This is a genomic window from Enterobacter sp. LM3 (genome assembly GCF_046622475.1).
GTDB lineage: Bacteria > Pseudomonadota > Gammaproteobacteria > Enterobacterales > Enterobacteriaceae > Enterobacter > Enterobacter cloacae_P.
Genome location: NZ_JBJURN010000027.1, coordinates 2,131 through 27,602, shown reverse-complemented (window position 1 = coordinate 27,602; position 25,472 = coordinate 2,131). Strand labels below are relative to the sequence as shown.

The window sequence follows — 25,472 nt, the reverse complement described above, 5'->3', positions numbered from 1 at the left end:
TTAAAAGTTTGATGCTCAATGAATTAAACTTCGTAATGAATTACGTGTTCACTCGTTGAGACTTGGTATTCATTTATCGTCCGAGGACGTTAAGAATCCATGTCACTTTGAGTGCCCACACAGATTGTCTGATAAATTGTTAAAGAGCAGTTGCAACGCGGCTTTCAGCTCACCGTTGCGAGGTGGCGTATATTACGCTTTCCTCTTTCAGAGTCAACCCGTTATTTCAGAATTTTTCTCTTCAACCGACCGGGTTGTTTGTGAAGTGATTCACATCCGCCGTGTCGATGGAGGCGCATTATAGGGAGTTCTCGTGCCGCTGCAACTGCTAAATAACAGAAAAATGACTGACTGCTGCATTCCCCAGCAAAACCCCGCCTTATACCCTTTTACACACAGACTTATCCACAATGATACGAAAAAGTGAAAATGTGCGAGCGTTGCGCAAACGTTTTCGTTAAAATGCCCGCGCTGAACAAGGATGCCCTGTCAGGTGTGTTAGATGAGTTTTCCGATGGAAAATTCATCTAACGCTCTCTGTAATCGTGAAATCCAGGGGATTTACCATGCAACAACGTCGTCCAGTCCGCCGTGCTCTGCTCAGTGTTTCTGATAAAGCCGGTATCGTCGAATTCGCTCAGGCACTTTCTGCACGTGGTGTGGAGCTGCTTTCTACAGGTGGTACCGCTCGCCTGTTAGCAGATAAAGGTCTGCCGGTAACCGAAGTGTCCGATTACACCGGTTTCCCGGAAATGATGGATGGACGCGTCAAGACTCTGCACCCGAAAGTGCATGGCGGTATTCTTGGCCGTCGCGGTCAGGACGACGGTATTATGGAAAAACACAATATCGCGCCAATCGACATGGTCGTCGTTAACCTGTACCCGTTCGCTCAGACCGTTGCCCGCAAAGGCTGCTCTCTGGAAGATGCCGTTGAGAATATTGATATCGGCGGCCCAACGATGGTTCGCTCCGCAGCCAAGAACCATAAAGATGTGGCTATTGTGGTGAAGAGCAGCGACTACAACACCATTATTAACGAGATGGATGCTAACGAAGGGTCCCTGACTCTGGATACCCGTTTCGACCTCGCCATTAAAGCATTTGAGCACACCGCCGCTTACGACAGCATGATCGCTAACTACTTCGGTAGCCTGGTCCCGGCTTACCATGGCGAAAGCAACGAACCCTCTGGCCGCTTCCCACGTACCCTGAACCTGAACTTCATTAAGAAGCAGGATATGCGTTACGGCGAGAACAGCCATCAGCAGGCTGCCTTCTATATAGAAGAAGAGGTAAAAGAAGCCTCTGTTGCCACTGCTCAGCAAGTTCAGGGCAAGGCGCTCTCCTATAACAACATTGCTGATACCGACGCCGCACTCGAGTGCGTGAAAGAGTTCAGCGAGCCAGCCTGCGTTATCGTGAAGCACGCGAACCCTTGCGGCGTAGCGGTAAGCACCTCCATTCTGGATGCCTACGATCGCGCGTACAAAACCGACCCAACCTCTGCGTTCGGCGGCATTATCGCCTTCAACCGCGAGCTGGATGCCGAAACCGCGCAGGCCATTATTTCTCGCCAGTTTGTTGAAGTGATCATCGCGCCATCCGCATCAGAAGAAGCCCTGAAAATCACAGCCGCTAAACAGAACGTGCGCGTGCTGGTTTGTGGTCAGTGGGCGGAGCGTGTTTCAGGTCTGGATTTCAAACGCGTAAACGGCGGTCTGCTGGTTCAGGATCGCGATCTGGGTATGGTGTCTGGAGCCGACCTGCGCGTGGTGACCAAACGTCAGCCGACCGAACAAGAGCTGCGTGATGCGCTGTTCTGCTGGAAAGTGGCGAAGTTCGTCAAATCCAACGCCATTGTCTACGCGAAAGAGAATATGACCATCGGGATAGGCGCAGGCCAGATGAGCCGCGTCTACTCTGCAAAAATCGCGGGTATTAAAGCCGGTGACGAAGGCCTGGAAGTGAAAGGTTCCGCAATGGCCTCTGACGCCTTCTTCCCGTTCCGTGATGGTATCGACGCAGCTGCGGCTGTAGGCATCACCTGTGTGATCCAGCCTGGCGGTTCTATCCGCGATGACGAAGTGATTGCCGCCGCCGACGAACACGGCATTGCGATGATCTTCACCGACATGCGCCACTTCCGCCATTAATCCACGGAGCAGAAAATGAAAGTATTAGTGATTGGTAACGGCGGGCGCGAGCACGCCCTGGCGTGGAAGGCGGCACAGTCACCGCTGGTGAAAACTGTATTTGTGGCACCAGGTAACGCCGGCACTGCGCTGGAACCCGCTCTGCAGAACGTTGCCATCAGCGTGACCGATATCCCGGCGCTGCTGAGCTTTGCCCAGAACGAAAAAGTCGATCTGACCATCGTCGGCCCGGAAGCTCCGCTGGTAATTGGGGTTGTGGATGCGTTCCGCGCTGCAGGCCTGAAAATCTTCGGCCCGACGGAAGGTGCCGCGCAGCTGGAAGGCTCTAAAGCCTTTACCAAGGATTTCCTCGCGCGCCACAACATCCCGACAGCGGAATATCAGAACTTCACCGAAGTGGAGCCTGCCCTCGCTTACTTACGTGAAAAAGGTGCCCCGATTGTCATCAAGGCCGACGGCCTGGCTGCCGGTAAAGGCGTTATCGTCGCGATGACCCTCGAAGAAGCGGAAGCTGCGGTTCAGGATATGCTGGCAGGCAACGCCTTTGGTGATGCAGGCCACCGCATCGTGATTGAAGAGTTCCTCGACGGCGAAGAGGCGAGCTTTATCGTGATGGTCGATGGCGAACACGTTCTGCCGATGGCCACCAGCCAGGATCATAAGCGCGTTGGCAATGCAGACACCGGCCCGAATACCGGTGGTATGGGCGCATACTCTCCTGCTCCGGTGGTCACTGATGAAGTGCATCAGCGCACGATGGATCGCATCATCTGGCCTACTGTAAAAGGCATGGCGGCGGAAGGTAATACCTACACCGGTTTCCTTTATGCAGGTCTGATGATCGACAAGCAGGGCAACCCGAAGGTGATCGAATTCAACTGCCGCTTTGGCGATCCGGAAACACAACCCATTATGCTGCGCATGAAATCCGATCTGGTGGATCTCTGCCTGGCAGCCTGCGAAGGCAAGCTGGACGAGAGAACCTCCGAGTGGGACGAACGTGCTTCTCTGGGCGTGGTGATTGCTGCGGGTGGTTATCCGGGTAACTACAACACCGGCGATGAGATCCACGGTTTACCACTGGAAGAAGCTGAAGGTGCGAAGGTGTTCCATGCGGGCACTACGCTGTCTGACGACGATCGCGTACTGACTAACGGTGGCCGCGTACTGTGTGCTACCGCGCTGGGTCATACCGTTGCAGAAGCACAGAAGCGTGCCTATGCGCTGATGGCAGATATTCACTGGAACGGCAGCTTTAGCCGCCAGGACATTGGCTATCGCGCGATTGCGCGTGAGCAAGGCGAGTAAGGGAGCGGTCAGCTTCCCCCCCACGCTACCCCTCTCCCCGTGCGGGAGAGGGGTATTACGTCAAAAACTTTTTTCTTTCGGCTGCCAGGTGCAGAAGTCTTCATTCGCCACCAGCAACAGCTGCGAACCTTCCGGCGCTTCAAGCCACGCCAAACTCACTTCCATTGATGAATGACTCTGACGACGCTGGATGTGCGCGGTTGCCCAGGATTCGAACTCAGGCTTCATCGTCTGCCCTTCGCAGGTGGTTACTGTACCATCGGCATGCCAGCGCCCCTGCTGCAACACAACGCGTCCCTGACGCAGCGCATCGCTGGTCTGACGGATTTGTTCAGCACGGTAACGGTAGAGGGCGATTTGATCGCTGGAGAGTTGCTGTTTTTGACCGCTGACTTCACGCTGCATAAAACTCAGTTCACCGTGGTCATCAAAACGCACTTTTACGTGCTCAGGGGTCTTGCCGTAGACATTCAGCTCAATCAGTGACAGGTCATCCCCCTGCCAGCGGTACTCTGCGGTCGACGTATTGCCGTTATGCCACGGACTGAAAGCGGAAAGCAGATGAACTTCACCGCCGGAATCTTTGCGCCAGATCCTGACCGCCCCGTGGTTGTCAACGTAACCGCTGGCGGTAAACGGTGGGAGGGAGGAGTCGTGGCTACAGGCTGACAGCAACAGCATGCCTGCCAGCGCGAGCGTTCCACGCCAGAAAGACAAAAGGGGCGTTCCCGCCCCTTCGTTAAAACTGTTCACTGCCACGCGTCTTACTTAACAGCGTCTTTCAGTGCTTTACCAGAAACAAACGCCGGAACGTTAGCAGCGGCGATTTTGATTTCTTTACCGGTCTGCGGGTTGCGGCCAGTACGCTCAGCGCGGTGGTTCACTTTGAAGGTACCGAAACCAACCAGTTGTACAGCATCGCCTTCTTTCAGAGACTCAGTAATAGCAGCCAGGGTAGATTCCAGAGCAGCTTTAGCCTGCACTTTAGACAGATCAGCCTTGTCCGCAATTACATCAATCAGTTGAGTCTTGTTCATAAGTTATCCTTTCAATGTGTTTATCGCTTGCTAAGCATCGAGTGCGACGAAAATGCCAAAAAAGCACTCTCCTGCATACACGCACCGATAGCCACTTTTTTTCGCCCCCCAAATGTAGACCAGACGGGGGGCGAAAGGGAAGAGTCGAGGAGCGACAAAACAGGCGTTAAATCACGTTTTGTTGTCTCATTGGTTAAAAATTATACCAATATTACTTTCGCCGGCCTCACGTAAGTCCGCGCGCAGCCCTTTTATCAGCTCAATATCGCGTTCTTCACACTCTGCCAGCAGGCGGAAAATTTCCCACTGGATGTCCCATTCCTGTTCTACCGCCGGGTTAGCGCGCAGCTCTTCCTCCGTCATCTCGCGGCCTTCCTGAGTCATTTCCAGCATCGCTACGCTAGTAATAGATGCCTTACTGACTTCAATGGCATGTTCCAGGGTTTCACCACTCAGACGGGAGTGGATCAGCTCGCTTAACGCCACGCAGGCATCTATTGCCGGATAAACACCATACAGGTCGAAATCATCAGCCGCAGGGATAGCTTCTTCCAGCTTTTCAAGCTGAGAGTCGAAGTTCACCTTCGCATCTTTCACCGTTAGCGTTTCCCAGATCAGATCCAGAATACGACGATAGATATGGCCATCACCAAAGCCCGTCTGCTTGCAGAACGTGGCATAGTTGGGATACATGCGCTCGCACAGGCAAGCCATAAAGGTGACGTGTTGCCAGCTTTCCAGCTTCTCAAGGCGCAGATGAATCGGGTTTTGTAACATGATGATGTCTCGAATCGAAAATTAGCGGCAGTTTACCTGAATCATGACTGAATTTCCTGCCAACGAACAAATGCCGGACGCGAGGAGGCAACAGCATCAGCCCAGCGCGTCGGCTCCGGTAACCGGTAGCCTTTTGTACAGCGCTGTACCCATGCCAGAGCGCTATCCATACTCACCCGGTGACCGGTGGAAATAAATAGCGGATTACAGCGTGCTTTGCTGCGCCAGACCCACGCCAGCTGTTCGCCTTTATCCGTGAGCGCTGCCAGAGCACCTGGTTCGGCGGAAAGCGGCTCAAACGCGCCACACAGGCGTTTCTTCGCCACGCCAATCGTGGGCACACCCGCCAGCAGACCGAAATGGCTGGCAACACCTAAACGGCGCGGGTGGGAGATACCGTGCCCATCGACAAACAGCAGGTCGGGCTTTTGCGAGAGTTGTTCCCACGCGGCAAGCAGCGCAGGATATTCGCGAAAGGAGAGAAAGCCAGGAATGTAGGGCATGGTGGTGGCGATACGCGCCACCTGGTACTCCACCAGCTCAAGCGAGGGATACTTCAGCAGCACCATCGCCGCTCGCGTCACTTCTCCACCCTGCTCAAACCCCACATCGGCACCGCCAATATACTGCGGGGGATCCTTATCCAGACGATCCTCGCGGCAAACTGATGAAGCCAGTTCTACCTGTTGAGCGCGTAATGACGCGAGATCCATAACCACTCCTTACTGGTGGTATTGCGCAGAAAGCCGGTGTACCGCCTCCACAAACGCGCCAGCATGCTCTGGCGGCACATCCTGATGAATGCCGTGACCAAGGTTGAACACGTGACCTTCACCCTGACCAAAGCCCGCCAGAATAGTGGCCACCTCTTCTTCAATACGGGCGGGCGGTGCATAAAGCATGGACGGATCCATATTGCCCTGCAGCGCCACTTTGTCACCTACACGACGACGCGCATCGGCGATATCGGTGCTCCAGTCGAGTCCCAGTGCATCGCAGCCGGTTGCGGCCATTGCTTCCAGCCACTGGCCGCCACCTTTGGTGAACAGTGTGACAGGTACGCGTCGGCCTTCGTTTTCACGCAACAGGCCATCGACAATTTTATGCATGTAGTAGAGCGAGAACTGCTGATAATCACGCCCGGTCAGCACGCCGCCCCAGGTGTCAAAAATCATCACCGATTGCGCACCCGCTTTAATCTGCGCGTTGAGATAAAGGGTGACGCTTTTCGCCAGCTTATCGAGCAGCGCATGCAGAGCCGAAGGCTCGGCATACATCATCTTTTTAATCACGGTAAAGGCTTTACTGCTACCGCCTTCAACCATATAGGTTGCCAGCGTCCACGGGCTGCCGGAGAAGCCAATCAGCGGCACTTCACCCTTCAGCTCGCGACGAATAGTGCGTACCGCGTTCATCACATAGCCCAGTTCCTGCTCGGGATCCGGAACGGGTAGCTTATCAACATCGGCTTTGCTCTTAATCGGGGAGGTGAAACGTGGGCCTTCACCCGTTTCGAAGTACAGGCCCAGACCCATTGCATCCGGAATGGTCAGAATGTCCGAAAAGAGAATGGCAGCATCCAGCGGGAAGCGGCGCAGCGGCTGAAGCGTCACCTCACAGGCCAGCTCGGCATTTTTGCACAGCGACATAAAATCGCCGGCCTGCGCACGCGTGGCTTTGTACTCTGGCAGATAGCGTCCCGCCTGGCGCATCATCCACACCGGGGTGACATCAACGGGCTGGCGCAGCAGCGCACGCAGATAACGATCGTTCTTCAGTTCGGTCATTTTTGCAGTTCCTTAAGCGTCATGGCCTCAGTGTATCATGTCACTCATCATCAGCCCGACACATTGCTACGGTATCTTCTATTAGCCGACGTGCCACGGTACCCGGTGGCGGTAGCAGCGGTAAATCATCGTAACGATACCAGTTCGCTTCCAGCAGTTCTTTTTGGTCGATAACAATCTCACCGCTGTCGTATTCCGCCATAAACGCCGTCATCAGCGACTGCGGGAACGGCCACGGTTGTGACGTCACGTAACGCAGATTTTTGACCTTAATACCACTCTCCTCCATCACTTCACGCGCCACTGCCTGTTCCAGCGTTTCACCCACTTCGACGAACCCGGCCAGTACGGTATGCACGCCGTTGCGATGTCGGGTATGTTGCGCCAGCAGGATGGTGTCATCACGACGAATTGCGACGATAATGCACGGTGCAATCTGCGGGTAGTAGCGTTCACGGCACTGACTGCAGAGCATCGCCCACTCGGTTTTGCTCGGATGCATGGTATGGCCGCAGTAGCCACAGTATTTGTGTGAGCGATAAAACTCCGCCAGTTGCACACCCCGCCCCGCCAGTTGGAATAACCCGACCTCAAGATCGAGCACCTGACGAACGGATCCCATCTCCTGACGACGAGACCGCTGGATCAACCACACAGAATCGCCCTGCCACTCGCCGATCATTAGTGCGGAGTAGCCCACAAGATCGAACTTTTCCGCCGCGCCGTAGGGTATTTCCCCGGCAGGCAGCCATAATTTTTGTTCGTGGCAGACTAACCACCAACCGAGATCTGATTTTTCAATAATACGATCCATATCTATTGCACTACCTTTGCTTCACTGACATGTTGTTAGCATTGTGGTTACATTTTGGGTAAGCAGATTCAATTTTAAACCTTGTGGGGTCGAACATGTTAAACCAGCTAGAAAGTCTGACTGAGCGCGTTAGAGGAAATAACAAACTGGTGGATCGCTGGCTACATGTGCGCAAGCATCTACTCGTGGTTTATTACAATCTGGTCGGTATTAAGCCTGGCAAAGAATCCTGGATGCGGCTGAATGAAAAAGCGCTGGACGATTTTTGTCAGAGCCTGGTCGACTACCTGTCCGACGGCCATTTCAATATTTATGAACGTATTATCCGTGAAATGGAAGGTACCAGCCCATTTTTAGCGGCAAGCAAACTCTATCCGCTGCTGGAAGCCAATACCCAGCAGATTATGGATTACTATGATTCCACGCTCGGGAATGCTATCAATCACGATAACTATCTTGAGTTCCAGAAGGTGCTGTCCGATCTCGGAGAGGCGCTGGAAGAGCGCTTCACGCTGGAAGACAAACTTATCGCCCTTGTGCTTGATAACGATCTGAAGGCCAGCAACGAAGAGAACATCGCGCGACCTGCTTGAGTTCTTCGTCGTTAACGAGTAATTTACATTCATTCACCCCTCTTCGGAGGGGGATTTTTCTTGTCGGAGTGCCCAGAGCGAAAGCCGGGCTGAGACCGTTAATTCGGGATCCGCGGAACCTGATCAGGCTAATACCTGCGAAGGGAACAAGAGTCAAACTGCTGTTGTATCGCCTCAGGGCGATCTCCTCTTGCTTCATCCGTCGTCTGACAAGCCATGTCCTTCACTTTTGGAATGAGCTATGTCTACAACTAAACTGACCCGCCGCGAGCAGCGCGCACAAGCACAACACTTTATCGACACCCTGGAAGGCAGTGCTTTCCCGAACTCGAACCGTATTTACATCACCGGCTCGCAGGCGGATATCCGTGTCCCAATGCGCGAAATTCAGCTCAGTCCTACCCTCATCGGTGGGAGCAAAGAAAACCCGCAGTTTGAGGACAACGAAGCCGTACCGGTGTACGACACCTCCGGTCCGTACGGCGACCCTGATGTTGCTATTAACGTTCAGCAGGGTCTGGCGAAGCTACGCCAGCCGTGGATTGACGCCCGTCACGACAGTGAAGAACTGACCATCCGTAGCTCTCACTACACCCAAGAACGCCTGGCTGACGATGGTCTGGACGAGCTACGTTTTACCGGCCTGCTGACGCCAAAACGCGCCAAAGCGGGCAAATGCGTGACCCAGCTGCACTACGCGCGCCAGGGTATCGTCACCCCGGAGATGGAGTTCATCGCCATTCGTGAAAACATGGGTCGCGAGCGCATCCGCAGCGAAGTGCTGCGCCACCAGCATCCTGGCGAAGGCTTTGGTGCTCGCCTGCCAGAAAACATTACGCCAGAATTTGTGCGTGACGAAGTGGCCGCTGGCCGTGCGATTATTCCCGCCAACATTAACCACCCGGAATCGGAACCGATGATCATCGGTCGTAACTTCCTGGTGAAGGTCAACGCCAACATCGGTAACTCTGCGGTCACCTCCTCCATTGAAGAAGAGGTGGAAAAACTGGTCTGGTCAACACGCTGGGGCGCGGACACCGTTATGGATCTCTCCACCGGGCGTTATATCCACGAAACGCGTGAGTGGATCCTGCGTAACAGCCCGGTACCCATTGGTACGGTTCCAGTCTATCAGGCGCTGGAGAAGGTCAATGGCATCGCGGAAAACCTCACCTGGGAAGCCTTCCGCGATACCCTGCTGGAACAGGCGGAACAGGGTGTGGACTACTTCACCATTCACGCAGGCGTACTGCTGCGCTACGTGCCAATGACCGCCAAACGCCTGACGGGTATTGTTTCTCGCGGCGGCTCAATCATGGCGAAGTGGTGCCTGTCGCACCATCAGGAAAATTTCCTCCACGAACACTTCCGCGAAATCTGCGAAATCTGTGCCGCCTATGACGTTTCACTCTCTCTGGGCGATGGTCTGCGTCCGGGCTCCATTCGTGATGCGAACGATGAAGCACAGTTTGCCGAGCTGCACACGCTGGGCGAGCTGACCAAAATCGCCTGGGAGTATGACGTACAGGTGATGATTGAAGGCCCGGGGCATGTGCCGATGCAGATGATCCGCCGCAACATGACCGAAGAGCTGGAGCACTGCCACGAAGCACCGTTCTACACCCTCGGGCCACTGACGACCGATATCGCGCCGGGCTACGACCACTTTACCTCCGGGATTGGTGCCGCAATGATCGGCTGGTTCGGCTGCGCCATGCTCTGCTACGTGACGCCAAAAGAGCACCTGGGTCTGCCCAACAAAGAGGACGTGAAACAGGGGCTGATCACCTACAAAATCGCTGCCCACGCAGCTGACCTGGCTAAAGGTCACCCGGGTGCGCAAATCCGCGACAATGCCATGTCGAAGGCGCGTTTTGAATTCCGCTGGGAAGACCAGTTCAACCTGGCGCTCGACCCGTTCACTGCCCGCGCCTATCACGACGAAACCCTGCCGCAGGAGTCCGGTAAAGTGGCGCACTTCTGCTCCATGTGCGGGCCAAAATTCTGCTCGATGAAGATCAGCCAGGAAGTCCGTGATTATGCTGCTACGCAGGCGATTGAAGTCGGCATGGCGGACATGTCAGAAAACTTCCGCGCCAAAGGCGGTGAAATCTACCTCAAAAAAGAGGAAGCATAATGTACCAGCCCGATTTCCCGCCCGTCCCCTTCCGCTTAGGACTTTACCCGGTGGTGGATAGCGTGGAGTGGATCGCACGCCTGCTGGAGGCAGGTGTTCGCACGATTCAGCTGCGTATCAAAGATAAGCGCGATGAAGAGGTGGAGACTGATGTAGCCGCAGCCATCGCGCTGGGGCGTCAATATGACGCCCGCCTGTTTATCAACGATTACTGGCGTCTGGCAATTAAGCACCAGGCTTATGGCGTGCATCTGGGTCAGGAAGATCTGGAGACGACTGACCTCAACGCGATCCGCGAAGCGGGTCTGCGTCTGGGCGTATCAACGCATGACGATATGGAGATCGACATCGCGCTGGCGGCTCGTCCTTCCTACATTGCGCTTGGGCACGTCTTCCCGACACAAACCAAGCAGATGCCTTCCGCGCCACAAGGATTGGCACAGCTGGCAGCACACGTAAAACGCCTTGCGGATCACCCGACTGTCGCTATCGGCGGGATTAGCCTTGAGCGCGCCCCTGCCGTGCTGGACACGGGCGTCGGCAGTATTGCCGTCGTCAGCGCCATCACTCAGGCAACAGACTGGCAGGCCGCCACCGCCCAGCTTTTACAGCTGGCAGGAGCAGGCGATGAATGACCACGACTTTATGCGCTACAGCCGCCAGATCCTGCTGGAGGATATCGCCATTGACGGGCAGCAAAAGCTGCTCGCCAGCCGGGTGCTGATTGTCGGCCTCGGTGGATTAGGCGCACCTGCCGCACTTTATCTGGCAGGTGCAGGCGTCGGCACACTGGTGCTGGCCGATGACGATGATGTGCATATCAGTAATCTGCAGCGGCAAATCCTTTTTACCACCGAGGACATCAACCAACCCAAAGCGCGTATCACCCTGCAGCGGCTGAACCAGTTGAACCCGGATATCACACTGATTGCGTTACAGGAGCGGCTTAGCGGTGAAAACCTGCGGCGTGAAGTCGCCCTTGCCGACGTGGTGCTGGACTGTACTGACAATATGGCAACGCGTCAGGCCATCAATGCGGCCTGCGTGGCGCAGAACACGCCGCTTATTACTGCCAGCGCGGTTGGATTCGGCGGGCAGATGATGGTGCTGACACCACCGTGGACACAGGGGTGCTATCGCTGTCTGTGGCCGGATGATGCCGAACCCGAGCGCAACTGCCGCACGGCCGGTATTCTTGGTCCCGTGGTGGGCATGATGGGCACCTTGCAGGCGCTGGAAACCATCAAGCTGCTCAGCGGCATGGAGACGGAACGCAATACGCTGCGGCTGTTTGACGCCCGCTCCAGCAACTGGCGGCACCTGGCACTCCATCGCGCCAGCCACTGTCCGGTATGTGGGGGCCACGATGCGCATTCTGTTTAACGATGAGCCAATGAAGTGCGATGAGGGTCTGACCGTCTCCGTGCTGCTCGACAAGCTGTGTCAGCTTAAACCGGGAACGGCGCTGGCGCTCAATCAACAGATCCTGCCGCGCGAGCAGTGGGAACATCAGCAGGTGAGCGAAGGCGATCAAATCCTGCTGTTTCAGGTTATCGCAGGGGGATGAGATGTTACGTATTGCCGATAAAACCTTTGATTCACATCTGTTTACCGGAACCGGAAAATTCGCCTCTCCGCAGCTGATGGTTGATGCCATCCGTGAAAGCGGCAGCCAGCTGGTCACGCTGGCGCTGAAGCGTGTGGATCTGCGCCATCGCAGTGACGCCATTCTGGCACCGTTACTGGAGGCGGGCGTTACGCTCTTGCCAAACACCTCCGGCGCGAAAACGGCTGAGGAGGCAATATTTGCCGCCCAGCTGGCACGTGAAGCACTCGGCACACACTGGCTGAAGCTGGAAATTCACCCGGATGCCCGCTGGTTGTTGCCCGACCCTATCGAAACCCTGAAAGCGGCTGAAAAACTGGTTCAGCTTGGGTTTACCGTCCTGCCCTACTGCGGAGCCGATCCGGTGCTGTGCAAGCGTCTGGAAGACGTCGGCTGTGCTGCCGTCATGCCGCTGGGCGCACCTATCGGTTCCAACCAGGGGCTGGAAACCCGCGCAATGCTGGAGATCATCATTGAACAAGCCACCGTGCCCGTCGTCGTTGATGCAGGCATTGGTGTGCCAAGCCATGCAACGCAGGCGCTGGAAATGGGTGCCAATGCCGTACTGGTGAATACGGCGATTGCCGTAGCCGACGATCCGGTCATGATGGCACGCGCATTCCGCATGGCGGTGGAGGCCGGTCTTCTGGCAAGACAGTCTGGCCCCGGCTCGCGCAGTTTTCAGGCGCAAGCCACCAGCCCGCTGACCGGTTTTCTGGAGGCGCTCTCATGACCACCTTTACCGAGCGCTGGCGGCAGCTTGACTGGGACGACATTGCCCTGCGCATCAACAGCAAAACGCATGCTGATGTAGAGCGCGCGTTAAATGCCCGCCATCTGACCCGTGAGGACATGATGGCACTGCTTTCTCCGGCAGCCAGCGCATACCTTGAACCGATGGCACAGCGTGCCCAGCGGCTCACCCGGCAGCGTTTTGGCAATACGGTAAGCTTTTACGTGCCGCTCTATCTCTCTAACCTGTGCGCCAATGACTGTACCTACTGTGGTTTTTCCATGAGCAACCACATCAAGCGTAAAACGCTCGATGAGAGCGAAATTGCGCGCGAATGTGCGGCCATCCGCGAAATGGGTTTTGAGCATCTGTTGCTGGTCACCGGTGAACATCAGGGCAAAGTTGGGATGGACTATTTCCGTCAGCATCTTCCGGCCATTCGCCGGGAGTTCGCATCGTTACAAATGGAAGTGCAGCCTCTGTCACAGGATGAATACGCGGAGCTCAAAACCCTCGGGCTGGACGGTGTGATGGTTTATCAGGAAACCTACCATGAGGCGACATACGCCCGGCATCACCTGAAGGGGAAGAAACAGGATTTCTTCTTCCGGCTGGAGACGCCGGACAGGCTGGGACGCGCCGGGATCGACAAAATCGGTCTTGGCGCGCTGACCGGGCTGTCTGACAGCTGGCGGGTGGACTGTTATATGGTGGCAGAGCATCTGCTGTGGCTACAGCAACACTACTGGCAAAGCCGTTACTCCGTCTCTTTCCCCCGCTTACGCCCATGTACGGGAGGGATTGAACCGGCCTCGCTGATGGATGAACGCCAGTTGGTGCAAACCATCTGCGCGTTTCGCCTGCTCGCCCCGGAGGTCGAATTATCCCTCTCAACGCGCGAATCACCGGCGTTTCGTGACCGCGTGATCCCGCTGGCGATTAACAACGTCAGCGCGTTTTCCAAAACGCAGCCTGGGGGCTATGCCGACGATCATCCAGAGCTGGAACAATTTACCCCACATGACGGACGACGCCCGGAAGCGGTAGCAGAAGCCCTGGCCGCGCAAGGGTTACAGCCTGTCTGGAAAGACTGGGACAGTTGGCTGGGAAGAGCCTCGCAATTGCGTTGAAACACCATGCAAGCGCGCTGAAAGATTACGAGTCAGCTCGTGATGTCAGAACCGGGGGATTGTCAGATATCACCCGGTTTTTTTATTCTTATTCCGTCAGCAACGGATGCTGGCCAGGGCGAAAAACCTCTTCCTCGTTTCGCCCTGCCTCTGACATCACGCAATGCTTACCGATACCGCGAAACAGCCGCGAAAAACGACATTATCCGAACGTCCAGCAGTTCATCCTCCACCTTTCAGCGTACCCATTTTACCGGCCATATGACTCTTCGCTGTAAAATTGTAACCGGTTTCAGAAAATCACCCATTTCTTTGTGATGCCTGACACACAATCGCGGTAAAGCGGTTGTTGAAGCGGTCTGCACGAGATAATTATCAATAAACACATGTAGATCGAGGCTGATTATGAAGAACATCGTTTTATGCTGTGCAGCGGGAATGTCAACCAGCATGCTGGTGCAACGTATGAAAGATGCCGCGCAGAAAAAAGGGGTTGAAGTCACCATTAAAGCCGTTCCGGTCGCGGAGTTTAAAGACAACATCGCGGCGGCCGACATCGTATTGCTGGGGCCACAGGTTAAATACGAGCAGGCAAAACTTCAGGCTCAAGCCGACCCGTTGGGTAAAAAGGTCGCAGTCATCGACATGATGGATTACGGCATGATGAAAGGTGATGTCGTACTGGAAAAAGCGCTCAAACTACTGGAGTGACCCGTGGAAGATTTAGAAACAACAATCATGGAACTGCTGGTCAACGCAGGTGCAGCGCGCAGTGCTGCCCTGACGGCATTGCAGATGGCACGCAAAGGTGACTTTGAGGAAGCCGAAAAGGCGATGGAAGAGTCGCGCGAATATGTGAAGCATGCGCACACGATCCAGACGCAGCTCATTGGGCTTGATGAAGGTACCGGGAAGCTGCCGGTTAACCTGATCACCGTCCACTCTCAGGATCACCTGATGAACGCGATGGTCATCCAGGATCTGGCAGGCGATATGATTGAGCTTTATCGTCGGCTGCCGCTGATTAACTGATAAAAGCCCGGTAGTGCTACGCTGACCGACAAAACGCCATAAAAAAACCCGCCGAAGCGGGTTTTTTATTAGCTGAATCAACGATTACTCGTTGTCGGAACCGCCCAGACCTGCGTTCAGCAGTTCTGCCAGGCTCGCGGATGCATCTTCTGCAGTCACCTGCGGTGCTGCTGGCAGTTCGCCCGCTGCACGACGACGCATACGATCCTGATGGTACGCATAACCGGTACCAGCCGGGATCAGACGACCCACGATAACGTTCTCTTTCAGACCACGCAGTTCATCACGTTTACCCGCAACAGCCGCTTCGGTCAGGACACGAGTCGTTTCCTGGAACGATGCTGCAGAGATGAAGGACTCGGTTGCCAGAGACGCTTTGGTGATACCCAGCAGATCGCGTGCGAAGGTCGCACCGATTTTGCCGTTCGCTTCCAGATCGCGGTTAGCGATCTTAACGCGTGAGTATTCAACCTGTTCGCCTTCCAGGAACTCAGAGCTGCCTGCGTTTTCGATGGTTGCTTTACGCAGCATCTGACGAACGATAACTTCGATGTGTTTATCGTTAATCTTAACGCCTTGCAGACGGTAAACGTCCTGTACTTCGTTGGTGATGTAACGCGTTACCGCGTGTACGCCACGAAGACGCAGAATGTCGTGCGGCGCTTCTGGACCGTCGGAAACCACGTCACCACGTTCTACACGTTCACCTTCGAACACGTTGAGCTGACGCCACTTAGGAATCATCTCTTCGTACGGCTCGCTACCATCAACCGGGGTGATCACCAGACGGCGTTTACCTTTGGTCTCTTTACCGAAGGAAATGATACCGCTGATTTCAGCCAGGATTGCCGGCTCTTTCGGACGACGTGCTTCGAACAGATCCGCAACGCGTGGCAGACCACCGGTGATGTCCTTGGTACCGCTGGATTCCTGAGGAATACGCGCCAGAGCATCACCTGCGCCGATCTGAATGCCATCTTCCAGCTGAACGATCGCTTTACCCGGCAGGAAGTACTGCGCAGGCATATCGGTACCAGGGATCAGAACGTCGTTACCCTGAGCATCAACGATTTTCAGTGCAGGACGCAGATCTTTACCACCGGTAGTACGTTCAGCAGAATCCAGAACCACCAGAGAAGACAGACCGGTCAGCTCGTCAGTCTGACGAGTAATGGTCTGGCCGTCGATCATGTCAGTAAAGCGGATGAAACCACTTACTTCGGTGATAACCGGCATGGTGTGTGGATCCCAGTTTGCAACGGTTTCACCGCCAGCAACCTGCTCGCCATCACCTTTCGCCATAACAGCACCGTAAGGCACTTTATAGCTCTCTTTGGTACGACCGAATTCGTCGATCAGTTTCAGCTCGGTGTTACGAGAGGTCACAACCAGCTTGCCAGCGGAGTTAACAACAGACTTCGCGTTGCTGAGCTTGATGCTACCTTTGTTTTTCACCTGGATGCTGGATTCAGCAGCCGCACGAGATGCCGCACCACCGATGTGGAACGTACGCATCGTCAGCTGTGTACCCGGTTCACCGATGGACTGTGCCGCGATAACACCGATTGCTTCACCTTTGTTGATGATGTGGCCACGCGCCAGGTCACGACCATAGCAGTGCGCACATACACCAAAGTCGGTGTCACAAGATACAACAGAACGGACTTTCACTGAGTCAACAGAGTTCGCTTCCAGCAGGTCACACCACTGTTCGTGCAGCAGCGTGTTACGTGGAACCAGAATGTCTGCAGTACCCGGCTTCAGAATGTCTTCCGCAGCGACACGACCCAGTACGCGATCGCGCAGTGGCTCTTTAACATCACCACCCTCGATAACCGGGGTCATGGTGATACCTTCGAGGGTGCCACAATCGTCTTCGGTCACAACCAGATCCTGCGCAACGTCAACCAGACGACGCGTCAGATAACCGGAGTTCGCCGTTTTCAGTGCGGTATCCGCCAGACCTTTACGCGCACCGTGCGTGGAGATGAAGTACTGGAGTACGTTCAGACCTTCACGGAAGTTCGCGGTGATTGGCGTTTCGATGATGGAGCCATCTGGCTTCGCCATCAGACCACGCATACCTGCCAGCTGACGAATCTGTGCTGCAGAACCACGCGCACCGGAGTCGGCCATCATGTAGATGCTGTTGAAGGAAACCTGCTGCTCTTCTACGCCGTCACGGTTAATCACGGTTTCGGTTTGCAGGTTATCCATCATCGCTTTGGATACACGATCGTTCGCCGCAGCCCAGATATCGATAACTTTGTTATAGCGTTCGCCTGCGGTTACCAGACCAGACTGGAACTGCTCCTGGATCTCAGCAACTTCAGCTTCCGCTTCAGAGATGATCTCGTGTTTCTTCTCTGGGATAACCATGTCGTCGATACCTACGGACGCACCTGAGCGCGCAGCGTAAGCAAAGCCGGTGTACATGGTCTGGTCAGCGAAGATAACGGTCGGCTTCAGGCCCAGAATGCGGTAACAGGTGTTCAGCATTTTGGAGATTGCTTTCTTGCCCAGCGCCTGGTTGACGATGGAGAAAGGCAGACCTTTCGGTACGATCATCCACAGAATGGCACGGCCAACGGTCGTGTCTTTCAGGCTGGTCTTCGCAACGAATTCGCCGTTTTCATCTTTTTCGTATTCGGTGATACGCACTTTAACGCGCGCATGCAGAGAGGCCAGGCCAGCGCGATAAATACGCTCAGCTTCTTTAGGGCCAGTCAGCACCATGCCTTCGCCTTTGGCGTTAACACAGTCACGGGTCATGTAGTACAGACCCAATACAACGTCCTGAGAAGGAACGATGATTGGTTCACCGTTCGCTGGGGACAGGATGTTGTTGGTAGACATCATCAACGCACGCGCTTCCAGCTGGGCTTCCAGCGTCAGCGGTACGTGAACAGCCATCTGGTCACCATCGAAGTCGGCGTTATATGCCGCACAAACCAGCGGGTGCAGCTGGATAGCTTTACCTTCGATCAGTACCGGTTCAAATGCCTGGATACCCAGACGGTGCAGTGTTGGTGCACGGTTCAGCAGTACCGGGTGTTCGCGGATAACTTCGTCCAGGATATCCCAAACGACAGCTTCTTCACGCTCAACCATTTTCTTAGCGGCTTTGATGGTGGTGGCGAGGCCACGCAGCTCCAGTTTGCCGTAGATGAATGGTTTGAACAGCTCCAGTGCCATTTTCTTCGGCAGACCGCACTGATGCAGACGCAGGTATGGACCTACGGTGATTACAGAACGACCGGAGTAGTCAACACGCTTACCGAGCAGGTTCTGACGGAAACGACCCTGTTTACCTTTGATCATGTCGGCCAAAGATTTCAGAGGACGTTTGTTAGAACCGGTGATCGCACGACCGCGACGACCGTTATCCAGCAGGGCGTCAACCGCTTCCTGCAGCATACGTTTTTCGTTGCGTACGATGATGTCCGGCGCAGCCAGATCCAGCAGACGTTTCAGACGGTTGTTACGGTTAATGACGCGACGATACAGATCGTTCAGGTCAGACGTTGCGAAACGACCACCATCCAGCGGAACCAGCGGACGCAGATCTGGCGGCAGAACCGGCAGAACGGTCAGGATCATCCACTCTGGTTTGTTACCAGACTGAACGAACGCTTCCAGCAGTTTGATACGCTTGGTCAGCTTTTTACGCTTGGTTTCGGAGTTGGTTTCGTTCAGCTCTTCACGCAGCTGCTCGCACTCTTGCTCCAGATCCATGCTCTTCAGCAGGGCCTGAATAGCTTCCGCACCCATCTTCGCGTCGAATTCGTCACCGAACTCTTCCAGCGCGTCCAGATACTGCTCTTCAGTCAGGATCTGGTGACGTTCCAGGTTCGTCATCCCGCCTTCGATAACCACATAAGATTCGAAGTACAGAACACGTTCGATATCACGCAGTGGCATATCCAGCAGCAGACCGATACGGGACGGCAGGGATTTCAGGAACCAGATGTGGGCAGTTGGAGACGCCAGCTCGATGTGGCCCATGCGCTCACGGCGCACTTTGGTCTGGGTCACTTCAACGCCGCACTTCTCACAGATCACACCACGGTGTTTCAGGCGCTTGTACTTACCGCACAGGCACTCGTAATCTTTTACTGGCCCGAAGATACGTGCACAGAAAAGGCCGTCACGCTCAGGTTTGAACGTACGGTAGTTAATGGTTTCCGGCTTTTTAACTTCACCGAAAGACCATGAACGGATCATGTCTGGCGAAGCCAGAGCAATTTTGATCGCATCAAACTCTTCGGTTTTAGTCTGCGCTTTCAGAAACTTTAATAAATCTTTCACGGATTTGCTCCCGTCGGAGTTAGCACAATCCGGTGTCGGGGGTTAACCCGACACCAGTGACCTGTTTGAGCGAGAATTACTCGTCTTCCAGTTCGATGTTGATACCCAGCGAACGAATCTCTTTCAACAGTACGTTGAAGGATTCTGGCATGCCCGGTTCCATCTGATGGTTGCCGTCCACGATGTTCTTATACATCTTGGTACGACCGTTCACGTCATCAGACTTAACGGTGAGCATTTCCTGCAGGGTGTATGCTGCGCCGTATGCTTCCAGCGCCCACACTTCCATCTCCCCGAAGCGCTGACCACCGAACTGCGCCTTACCACCCAGCGGCTGCTGAGTAACCAGGCTGTAAGAACCGGTAGAACGAGCGTGCATCTTGTCGTCGACCAGGTGGTTCAGTTTCAGCATGTACATGTAACCTACGGTTACCTGACGCTCAAACTGTTCGCCGGTACGGCCGTCAAACAGCGTAATCTGACCAGAAGATGGCAGACCACCCAGTTGCAGCAGCTCTTTAATTTCAGCTTCTTTTGCACCGTCGAATACCGGCGTTGCAATTGGCATACCTTTACGCAGGTTTTCTGCCAGACGCAGCACTTCTTCATCGCTGAAGGTGTTCAGGTCGACTTTCTGACGAACGTCGGTACCCAGATCGTAGGCACGCTGGATGAATTCGCGCAGTTTCGCGACTTCCTGCTGCTGTTTCAGCATGGCGTTAATCTTGTCGCCGATACCTTTCGCAGCCATACCCAGGTGAGTTTCCAGGATCTGACCGATGTTCATACGAGACGGTACGCCCAGCGGGTTCAGTACGATATCTACCGGCGTACCGTTAGCATCGTGCGGCATATCTTCGATCGGGTTGATCTTAGAGATAACACCCTTGTTACCGTGACGACCAGCCATCTTATCACCAGGCTGGATCTGACGTTTAACAGCCAGATACACCTTAACAATCTTCAGCACGCCTGGTGCCAGATCGTCGCCCTGAGTGATTTTACGGCGTTTCGCTTCGAGTTTTTTCTCGAACTCGTGTTTCAGTTCGTCATACTGCTCAGCCAGTTGTTCCAGCTGATTTTGTTTCTCTTCGTCGGTCAGACCCAGTTCCAGCCAGCGATCGCGTGGCAGTTTGTCGAGCTTCTCAGCTTCAACACCACCGGCAACCAGCACCGCATAGATACGGCTGAACAGACCCGCTTCGAGGATTTGCAGTTCTTCAGACAGGTCTTTCTTAGCCTGTTTGAGCTGCATCTCTTCGATTTCCAGCGCACGTTTATCTTTCTCAACGCCGTCACGGGTGAAGACCTGAACGTCGATAACCGTACCGGAAACACCGTTTGGCACACGCAGAGAAGAGTCTTTAACGTCAGACGCTTTCTCACCGAAGATTGCACGCAGCAGCTTCTCTTCTGGCGTCAGCTGGGTTTCACCTTTCGGCGTGACCTTACCAACCAGAATGTCGCCACCGGTCACTTCCGCACCAATGTAAACGATACCGGATTCATCCAGTTTGGAGAGCGCAGCTTCACCCACGTTAGGGATGTCAGCAGTGATCTCTTCTGGCCCCAGCTTGGTGTCACGGGACACACATGCCAGTTCCTGAATGTGGATGGTGGTGAAACGATCTTCCTGAACCACACGCTCGGAGACGAGGATGGAGTCTTCGAAGTTGTAACCGTTCCACGGCATGAACGCTACGCGCATGTTCTGACCGAGCGCCAGTTCACCGAGGTCGGTGGACGGACCGTCTGCCAGCACGTCGCCGCGCTCAACTGGCTCACCCAGAGATACACAAGGCATCTGGTTGATACAGGTGTTCTGGTTAGAACGGGTGTATTTGGTCAGGTTGTAGATGTCGATACCCGCTTCGCCCGGATACATCTCATCTTCGTTAACTTTGATAACGATACGGGATGCATCAACGTACTGGACGGTACCGCCACGTTTAGCAACTGCAGTAACACCGGAGTCAACGGCAACAGCACGTTCCATACCGGTACCAACCAGCGGCTTATCAGCGCGCAGAGTTGGAACGGCCTGACGTTGCATGTTCGCACCCATCAATGCACGGTTGGCGTCATCGTGTTCCAGGAACGGGATCAGGGACGCACCGACGGAAACCACCTGCTGGGTGGATACGTCCATGTAGTCAACCTGGTCACGGCTGAACAAGCTGGATTCGCCTTTGCTACGGCAGGTAACCAGATCTTCTACAAAGTGGCCTTCGTCATCCAGGTTGGAGTTCGCCTGAGCGATAACGTAGTTGCCTTCTTCGATAGCAGACAGGTAATGAATTTCGTCGGTAACAACACCGTCGGTCACTTTACGGTACGGCGTCTCAAGGAAACCGTATTCGTTAGTCTGTGCGTACACGGACAGGGAGTTGATCAGACCGATGTTTGGACCTTCAGGCGTTTCGATTGGACATACGCGACCGTAGTGAGTCGGGTGTACGTCTCGAACTTCGAAGCCTGCACGTTCACGGGTCAGACCGCCTGGGCCGAGTGCAGAGATACGACGTTTGTGCGTAATCTCAGACAGCGGGTTGTTCTGGTCCATGAACTGAGACAGCTGGCTGGAACCGAAGAACTCTTTCACTGCTGCAGAAATCGGCTTGGCGTTGATCATATCCTGAGGCATCAGGGTATCCAGATCGCCCAGAGACAGACGCTCTTTTACCGCACGCTCTACACGTACCAGGCCAACGCGGAACTGGTTTTCCGCCATTTCGCCTACGGAACGGATACGACGGTTGCCGAGGTGGTCGATATCGTCCACTTCGCCTTTACCGTTACGGATATCGATGAGCTTCTTCATCACTTCGATGATGTCGTCTTTGCTCAGGATACCGGAACCTTCGATTTCGTCGCGCAGCAGAGAACGGTTGAACTTCATACGACCAACCGCGGACAGATCGTAGCGGTCTTCGGAGAAGAACAGGTTCTCGAACAGGCTTTCAGCCGCTTCGCGAGTTGGTGGCTCACCAGGACGCATCATGCGGTAGATTTCTACCAGCGCGCTCAGACGATCGGTGGTTGGGTCGACGCGTACAGTCTCAGAGATGTACGGACCGTGGTCCAGATCGTTGGTGAACAGCGTTTCGATACGTTTGTGGCCAGACTGGCTCAGCTTAGCCAGCAGATCCAGGCTCAGCTCCATGTTCGCCGGGCAGATCAGCTCACCGGTTGACTCGTCAACGTAATCTTTCGCGGACACTTTTCCTGCAATGTATTCAACCGGAACTTCGATGTGTTTGATATCATCTTTTTCCAGCTGGCGGATATGGCGCGCAGTGATACGACGACCTTTTTCCACATACACTTTGCCGTCGGCTTCAATGTCGAACGACGCGGTCTCACCACGCAGACGTTCCGGCACCAGCTCCATCTGCAGCTTGTTGTCGCGGATTTCAAAGACCACTTTCTCAAAGAACAGGTCCAGGATCTGCTCAGTGGTGTATTGCAGCGCACGCAGAATGATGGTTGCAGGCAGCTTACGACGACGGTCGATACGGACAAACAGGTTGTCTTTTGGATCGAACTCGAAGTCCAGCCATGAACCACGGTAAGGAATGATGCGCGCGTTATACAGTACTTTACCGGAAGAGTGTGTTTTACCTTTATCGCTGTCGAAGAAGACGCCCGGGCTACGATGCAGCTGGGAAACGATAACACGCTCAGTACCGTTGATTACGAAAGTACCGTTGTCTGTCATGAGTGGAATTTCACCCATGTAGACTTCTTGTTCTTTAATGTCTTTAACGGTGCCTTCCGGCGCTTCGCGCTCGTAGATCACCAGACGCAGTTTTACGCGCAGCGGTGCGGAATAGGTCACGCCACGGATCTGACATTCCTGAACGTCAAACACCGGTTCGCCAAGGCGGTAGCTGACGTACTGCAGCTCGGAGTTACCGCTGTAGCTCTGAATCGGGAACACGGAACGGAAGGCTGCTTCCAGGCCGTACTGCCCTTCAGGATCTTGCTCGATAAACTTCTGGAACGAGTCAAGCTGGATAGAAAGGAGATATGGAATGTCCAGAACTTGTGGACGTTTACCAAAATCCTTACGAATACGTTTTTTCTCGGTATAGGAGTAAACCATAGGGTTCCTCAGCTCGCTGACAAGTCGACCCATCTGTCCGACGAAGGGACAGTTTGTGCAACACCATTTTGTGGACCGGAAAATTGAATACTTTCCGCAATACCTGTTGCTATCACGCTTAAATCATTTCGTCGCGATTTACACAGAGCGAGCACCCTGTCGCAATATATTAAGTCGTCGATAGAAACAAGCATTGTCAGGACAACCAGCAGTCAAACAGTGTGAAATGCTACTGATGCCTTACAGCGCAAAAAGGCTGGTGACTAAAAAGTCACCAGCCATCAGCCTAATTACTTAGGCTGCAACCAGAAAAGTTGGCTTATTTAACTTCAACTTCAGCGCCAGCTTCTTCCAGAGATTTTTTCAGTGCTTCTGCGTCGTCTTTGCTCACGCCTTCTTTCAGCGCAGCTGGAGCAGATTCTACCAGGTCTTTAGCTTCTTTCAGACCCAGGCCAGTTGCGCCACGTACTGCTTTGATAACAGCAACTTTGTTAGCGCCAGCAGCTTTCAGAATTACGTCGAATTCAGTTTTTTCTTCAGCAGCGTCAGCAGCTGGGCCAGCAGCAACAGCTACAGCGGCAGCAGCAGAAACACCGAATTTTTCTTCCATTGCAGAGATCAGTTCTACAACGTCCATTACGGACATAGCTGCAACTGCTTCAATGATTTGATCTTTAGTGATAGACATTTAAATTGTTCCTGAAAATCAGAATAAGTTTATACGTAAGCAAATGCTTTATAAAGATAACTGCTATTAAGCAGCTTCTTTCGCATCGCGAACAGCAGCCAGAGTGCGAACCAGTTTGCCAGCCGAAGCTTCTTTCATGGTTGCCATCAGGCGTGCAATTGCTTCTTCGTAGGTTGGCAGGGTTGCCAGGCGATCGATTTGCGATGCCGGGATCAACTCACCTTCAAAGGCTGCAGCTTTGACCTCAAATTTTGCATTCGCTTTCGCGAACTCTTTGAACAGACGAGCAGCAGCGCCCGGGTGTTCCATAGAGTATGCAATCAGGGTCGGACCAACAAACGTGTCTTTCAGGCACTCGAATGGAGTACCTTCAACTACGCGACGCAGCAGGGTGTTACGAACAACACGCATGTATACGCCAGCTTCACGACCTGCTTTACGCAGTTCAGTCATTTTGTCTACAGTAACGCCACGGGAATCCGCAACTACTGCAGACAGCGCGCCTTTGGCTACTTCGCTGACTTCAGCAACAATCGCTTGTTTGTCTTGAAGATTTAAAGCCATTAGCTTTGCTCCTGGATGTTTGCCGGAACTCATGTTCCGGAACTCACTTCACTCCTCCAAACGGAGAGAGCGTCTTAATACGGTGAGCAGAAACAAGCCAGAGTATTCAAAAAATAATCTTAGCGTTCTGTCACCGTCTACGCAGGGGATTAAGTCTCTTGCGAAACACCTGCGGTCTTCGACGGAGGCCTGGATAGGCCAGGCTCCAACGAACAAATCTTTTAGCCGCTAACTTTCGTTAGCAAACGTGGGGGTAAGATTGTAGACAAAATCACCGCCCACGTAAAGGCATTAGTTTGCAGCAGCGCTCAGGCCAGCCTGGTCAACTGCAACACCTGCACCCATAGTGGTGGAGATGCTAACTTTCTTGATGTACACGCCTTTAGCCTGAGTTGGTTTCGCTTTTTTCAGCGCAACCAGCAGAGATTCCAGGTTTTCTTTCAGTTTGTCAGCGTCAAAGTCCACTTTACCGATGGTGGTGTGGATGATGCCGTTTTTGTCGTTACGATAACGAACCTGACCTGCTTTAGCGTTCTTAACCGCTTCAGCAACGTTAGGAGTAACGGTACCCACTTTCGGGTTTGGCATCAGGCCGCGTGGACCCAGAACCTGGCCCAGCTGACCAACAACGCGCATTGCATCTGGAGATGCAATAACAACGTCAAAGTTCATTTCGCCTTTCTTGATCTGGTCTGCC

21 protein-coding genes, 1 pseudogene and 1 riboswitch are annotated in these 25,472 nt (G+C 54.1%); of the genes and pseudogenes, 11 read left to right on the top strand and 11 right to left on the bottom strand.

Annotated elements, in window-relative coordinates; genetic code table 11:
• Positions 1–566 precede the first annotated feature (566 nt).
• Together purH and purD are read left to right on the top strand one after the other, a co-directional pair.
• Positions 567–2,156, top strand: a complete 1,590-nt coding sequence (purH, locus tag ACJ9N4_RS19885; RefSeq protein WP_182273009.1) for a bifunctional phosphoribosylaminoimidazolecarboxamide formyltransferase/IMP cyclohydrolase — start codon at positions 567–569, stop codon at positions 2,154–2,156.
• 15 nt (positions 2,157–2,171) lie between these two features.
• Complete coding sequence (gene purD, locus ACJ9N4_RS19880) at positions 2,172–3,464, top strand: phosphoribosylamine--glycine ligase (RefSeq protein WP_182919238.1); 1,293 nt, start codon at positions 2,172–2,174, stop codon at positions 3,462–3,464.
• A 60-nt stretch (positions 3,465–3,524) separates the two neighbouring features.
• Here purD and ACJ9N4_RS19875 read toward each other — a convergent pair whose 3' ends face one another.
• The 6 genes from ACJ9N4_RS19875 to nudC all read right to left on the bottom strand — a co-directional run bounded on the left by ACJ9N4_RS19875 (position 3,525) and on the right by nudC (position 7,879).
• Positions 3,525–4,217, bottom strand: a complete 693-nt coding sequence (locus tag ACJ9N4_RS19875) for a DUF1481 domain-containing protein (protein ID WP_182273011.1) — start codon at positions 4,215–4,217, stop codon at positions 3,525–3,527.
• Between the two features lie 11 nt (positions 4,218–4,228).
• Positions 4,229–4,501 (bottom strand): nucleoid-associated protein HU-alpha, encoded by a 273-nt coding sequence (hupA, locus tag ACJ9N4_RS19870; RefSeq protein WP_002445246.1) that lies wholly within the window; start codon positions 4,499–4,501, stop codon positions 4,229–4,231.
• Between the two features lie 186 nt (positions 4,502–4,687).
• Positions 4,688–5,278 carry a YjaG family protein gene (locus tag ACJ9N4_RS19865; RefSeq protein WP_182919237.1) on the bottom strand — a complete coding sequence of 197 codons (591 nt, stop codon included), beginning with the start codon at positions 5,276–5,278 and terminating at the stop codon, positions 4,688–4,690.
• Between the two features lie 41 nt (positions 5,279–5,319).
• Positions 5,320–5,991, bottom strand: a complete 672-nt coding sequence (nfi, locus tag ACJ9N4_RS19860) for a deoxyribonuclease V (RefSeq protein ID WP_182273013.1) — start codon at positions 5,989–5,991, stop codon at positions 5,320–5,322.
• A gap of 9 nt (positions 5,992–6,000) precedes the next feature.
• Positions 6,001–7,065, bottom strand: a complete 1,065-nt coding sequence (gene hemE / locus ACJ9N4_RS19855) for a uroporphyrinogen decarboxylase (RefSeq protein ID WP_182273014.1) — start codon at positions 7,063–7,065, stop codon at positions 6,001–6,003.
• Between the two features lie 40 nt (positions 7,066–7,105).
• Positions 7,106–7,879, bottom strand: coding sequence for an NAD(+) diphosphatase (nudC, locus tag ACJ9N4_RS19850; RefSeq protein WP_411500730.1), 774 nt, complete (start codon positions 7,877–7,879; stop codon positions 7,106–7,108).
• Between the two features lie 95 nt (positions 7,880–7,974).
• On the opposite strand from nudC, the gene rsd reads away from it, so the two are divergent.
• From rsd to ACJ9N4_RS19805, 9 genes are all read left to right on the top strand, one after another.
• Positions 7,975–8,472, top strand: coding sequence for a sigma D regulator (rsd, locus tag ACJ9N4_RS19845; protein WP_182273016.1), 498 nt, complete (start codon positions 7,975–7,977; stop codon positions 8,470–8,472).
• A 54-nt stretch (positions 8,473–8,526) separates the two neighbouring features.
• Positions 8,527–8,635: riboswitch (TPP riboswitch) on the top strand.
• 78 nt (positions 8,636–8,713) lie between these two features.
• Positions 8,714–10,609 carry a phosphomethylpyrimidine synthase ThiC gene (thiC, locus tag ACJ9N4_RS19840; RefSeq protein ID WP_182919236.1) on the top strand — a complete coding sequence of 632 codons (1,896 nt, stop codon included), beginning with the start codon at positions 8,714–8,716 and terminating at the stop codon, positions 10,607–10,609.
• On the top strand, positions 10,609–11,244 hold the full coding sequence (gene thiE / locus ACJ9N4_RS19835; RefSeq protein WP_182919235.1) for a thiamine phosphate synthase: 636 nt from the start codon (positions 10,609–10,611) through the stop codon (positions 11,242–11,244). The genes thiC and thiE overlap by 1 nt, the downstream gene beginning before the upstream one ends.
• On the top strand, positions 11,237–11,992 hold the full coding sequence (locus tag ACJ9N4_RS19830) for a HesA/MoeB/ThiF family protein (protein ID WP_182919234.1): 756 nt from the start codon (positions 11,237–11,239) through the stop codon (positions 11,990–11,992). The genes thiE and ACJ9N4_RS19830 overlap by 8 nt, the downstream gene beginning before the upstream one ends.
• Positions 11,976–12,176 carry a sulfur carrier protein ThiS gene (gene thiS / locus ACJ9N4_RS19825; RefSeq protein ID WP_182273020.1) on the top strand — a complete coding sequence of 67 codons (201 nt, stop codon included), beginning with the start codon at positions 11,976–11,978 and terminating at the stop codon, positions 12,174–12,176. Before ACJ9N4_RS19830 ends, thiS begins: the two co-directional genes overlap by 17 nt.
• A 1-nt stretch (position 12,177) precedes the next feature.
• The gene (gene thiG, locus ACJ9N4_RS19820) at positions 12,178–12,948 is read left to right on the top strand and encodes a thiazole synthase (RefSeq protein ID WP_182919233.1); all 771 of its coding nucleotides are present in this window, start codon (positions 12,178–12,180) and stop codon (positions 12,946–12,948) included.
• Positions 12,945–14,078 (top strand): 2-iminoacetate synthase ThiH, encoded by a 1,134-nt coding sequence (gene thiH / locus ACJ9N4_RS19815; RefSeq protein WP_182273022.1) that lies wholly within the window; start codon positions 12,945–12,947, stop codon positions 14,076–14,078. The genes thiG and thiH overlap by 4 nt, the downstream gene beginning before the upstream one ends.
• A gap of 405 nt (positions 14,079–14,483) precedes the next feature.
• Positions 14,484–14,789: a PTS sugar transporter subunit IIB gene (locus ACJ9N4_RS19810; protein ID WP_182273023.1), complete on the top strand. Its 306-nt coding sequence runs from the start codon at positions 14,484–14,486 to the stop codon at positions 14,787–14,789.
• Between the two features lie 3 nt (positions 14,790–14,792).
• Complete coding sequence (locus tag ACJ9N4_RS19805; protein WP_182273024.1) at positions 14,793–15,110, top strand: PTS lactose/cellobiose transporter subunit IIA; 318 nt, start codon at positions 14,793–14,795, stop codon at positions 15,108–15,110.
• 84 nt (positions 15,111–15,194) lie between these two features.
• On the opposite strand, the gene rpoC is transcribed toward ACJ9N4_RS19805, so the two are convergent.
• The 5 genes and pseudogenes from rpoC to rplA form a co-directional block, all read right to left on the bottom strand.
• Entirely contained in the window at positions 15,195–19,418 is a 4,224-nt protein-coding gene (gene rpoC, locus ACJ9N4_RS19800) for a DNA-directed RNA polymerase subunit beta' (protein ID WP_182273025.1), read from the bottom strand.
• Between the two features lie 76 nt (positions 19,419–19,494).
• Positions 19,495–23,523: a DNA-directed RNA polymerase subunit beta gene (gene rpoB / locus ACJ9N4_RS19795; RefSeq protein ID WP_182919232.1), complete on the bottom strand. Its 4,029-nt coding sequence runs from the start codon at positions 23,521–23,523 to the stop codon at positions 19,495–19,497.
• Between the two features lie 319 nt (positions 23,524–23,842).
• A complete protein-coding gene (gene rplL / locus ACJ9N4_RS19790) occupies positions 23,843–24,211 on the bottom strand; it encodes a 50S ribosomal protein L7/L12 (protein WP_014882064.1) in 369 nt (122 codons plus the stop codon).
• A 66-nt stretch (positions 24,212–24,277) separates the two neighbouring features.
• Complete coding sequence (gene rplJ, locus ACJ9N4_RS19785; RefSeq protein WP_004097644.1) at positions 24,278–24,775, bottom strand: 50S ribosomal protein L10; 498 nt, start codon at positions 24,773–24,775, stop codon at positions 24,278–24,280.
• A gap of 291 nt (positions 24,776–25,066) precedes the next feature.
• Positions 25,067–25,472 (bottom strand): annotated as a pseudogene (rplA, locus tag ACJ9N4_RS19780) (50S ribosomal protein L1); the annotation flags it as partial.

Coding starts and splice junctions, on each gene's coding strand:
- nudC (WP_411500730.1), bottom strand. CDS start 7,879: ATGGATCGTATTATTGAAAAATCAGATCTCGGTTGGTGGTTAGTCTGC.
- thiE (WP_182919235.1), top strand. CDS start 10,609: ATGTACCAGCCCGATTTCCCGCCCGTCCCCTTCCGCTTAGGACTTTAC.
- purD (WP_182919238.1), top strand. CDS start 2,172: ATGAAAGTATTAGTGATTGGTAACGGCGGGCGCGAGCACGCCCTGGCG.
- ACJ9N4_RS19865 (WP_182919237.1), bottom strand. CDS start 5,278: ATGTTACAAAACCCGATTCATCTGCGCCTTGAGAAGCTGGAAAGCTGG.
- hupA (WP_002445246.1), bottom strand. CDS start 4,501: ATGAACAAGACTCAACTGATTGATGTAATTGCGGACAAGGCTGATCTG.
- ACJ9N4_RS19810 (WP_182273023.1), top strand. CDS start 14,484: ATGAAGAACATCGTTTTATGCTGTGCAGCGGGAATGTCAACCAGCATG.
- rplJ (WP_004097644.1), bottom strand. CDS start 24,775: ATGGCTTTAAATCTTCAAGACAAACAAGCGATTGTTGCTGAAGTCAGC.
- thiG (WP_182919233.1), top strand. CDS start 12,178: ATGTTACGTATTGCCGATAAAACCTTTGATTCACATCTGTTTACCGGA.
- thiS (WP_182273020.1), top strand. CDS start 11,976: ATGCGCATTCTGTTTAACGATGAGCCAATGAAGTGCGATGAGGGTCTG.
- thiC (WP_182919236.1), top strand. CDS start 8,714: ATGTCTACAACTAAACTGACCCGCCGCGAGCAGCGCGCACAAGCACAA.
- purH (WP_182273009.1), top strand. CDS start 567: ATGCAACAACGTCGTCCAGTCCGCCGTGCTCTGCTCAGTGTTTCTGAT.
- rsd (WP_182273016.1), top strand. CDS start 7,975: ATGTTAAACCAGCTAGAAAGTCTGACTGAGCGCGTTAGAGGAAATAAC.
- ACJ9N4_RS19830 (WP_182919234.1), top strand. CDS start 11,237: ATGAATGACCACGACTTTATGCGCTACAGCCGCCAGATCCTGCTGGAG.
- hemE (WP_182273014.1), bottom strand. CDS start 7,065: ATGACCGAACTGAAGAACGATCGTTATCTGCGTGCGCTGCTGCGCCAG.
- rplL (WP_014882064.1), bottom strand. CDS start 24,211: ATGTCTATCACTAAAGATCAAATCATTGAAGCAGTTGCAGCTATGTCC.
- thiH (WP_182273022.1), top strand. CDS start 12,945: ATGACCACCTTTACCGAGCGCTGGCGGCAGCTTGACTGGGACGACATT.
- rpoB (WP_182919232.1), bottom strand. CDS start 23,523: ATGGTTTACTCCTATACCGAGAAAAAACGTATTCGTAAGGATTTTGGT.
- nfi (WP_182273013.1), bottom strand. CDS start 5,991: ATGGATCTCGCGTCATTACGCGCTCAACAGGTAGAACTGGCTTCATCA.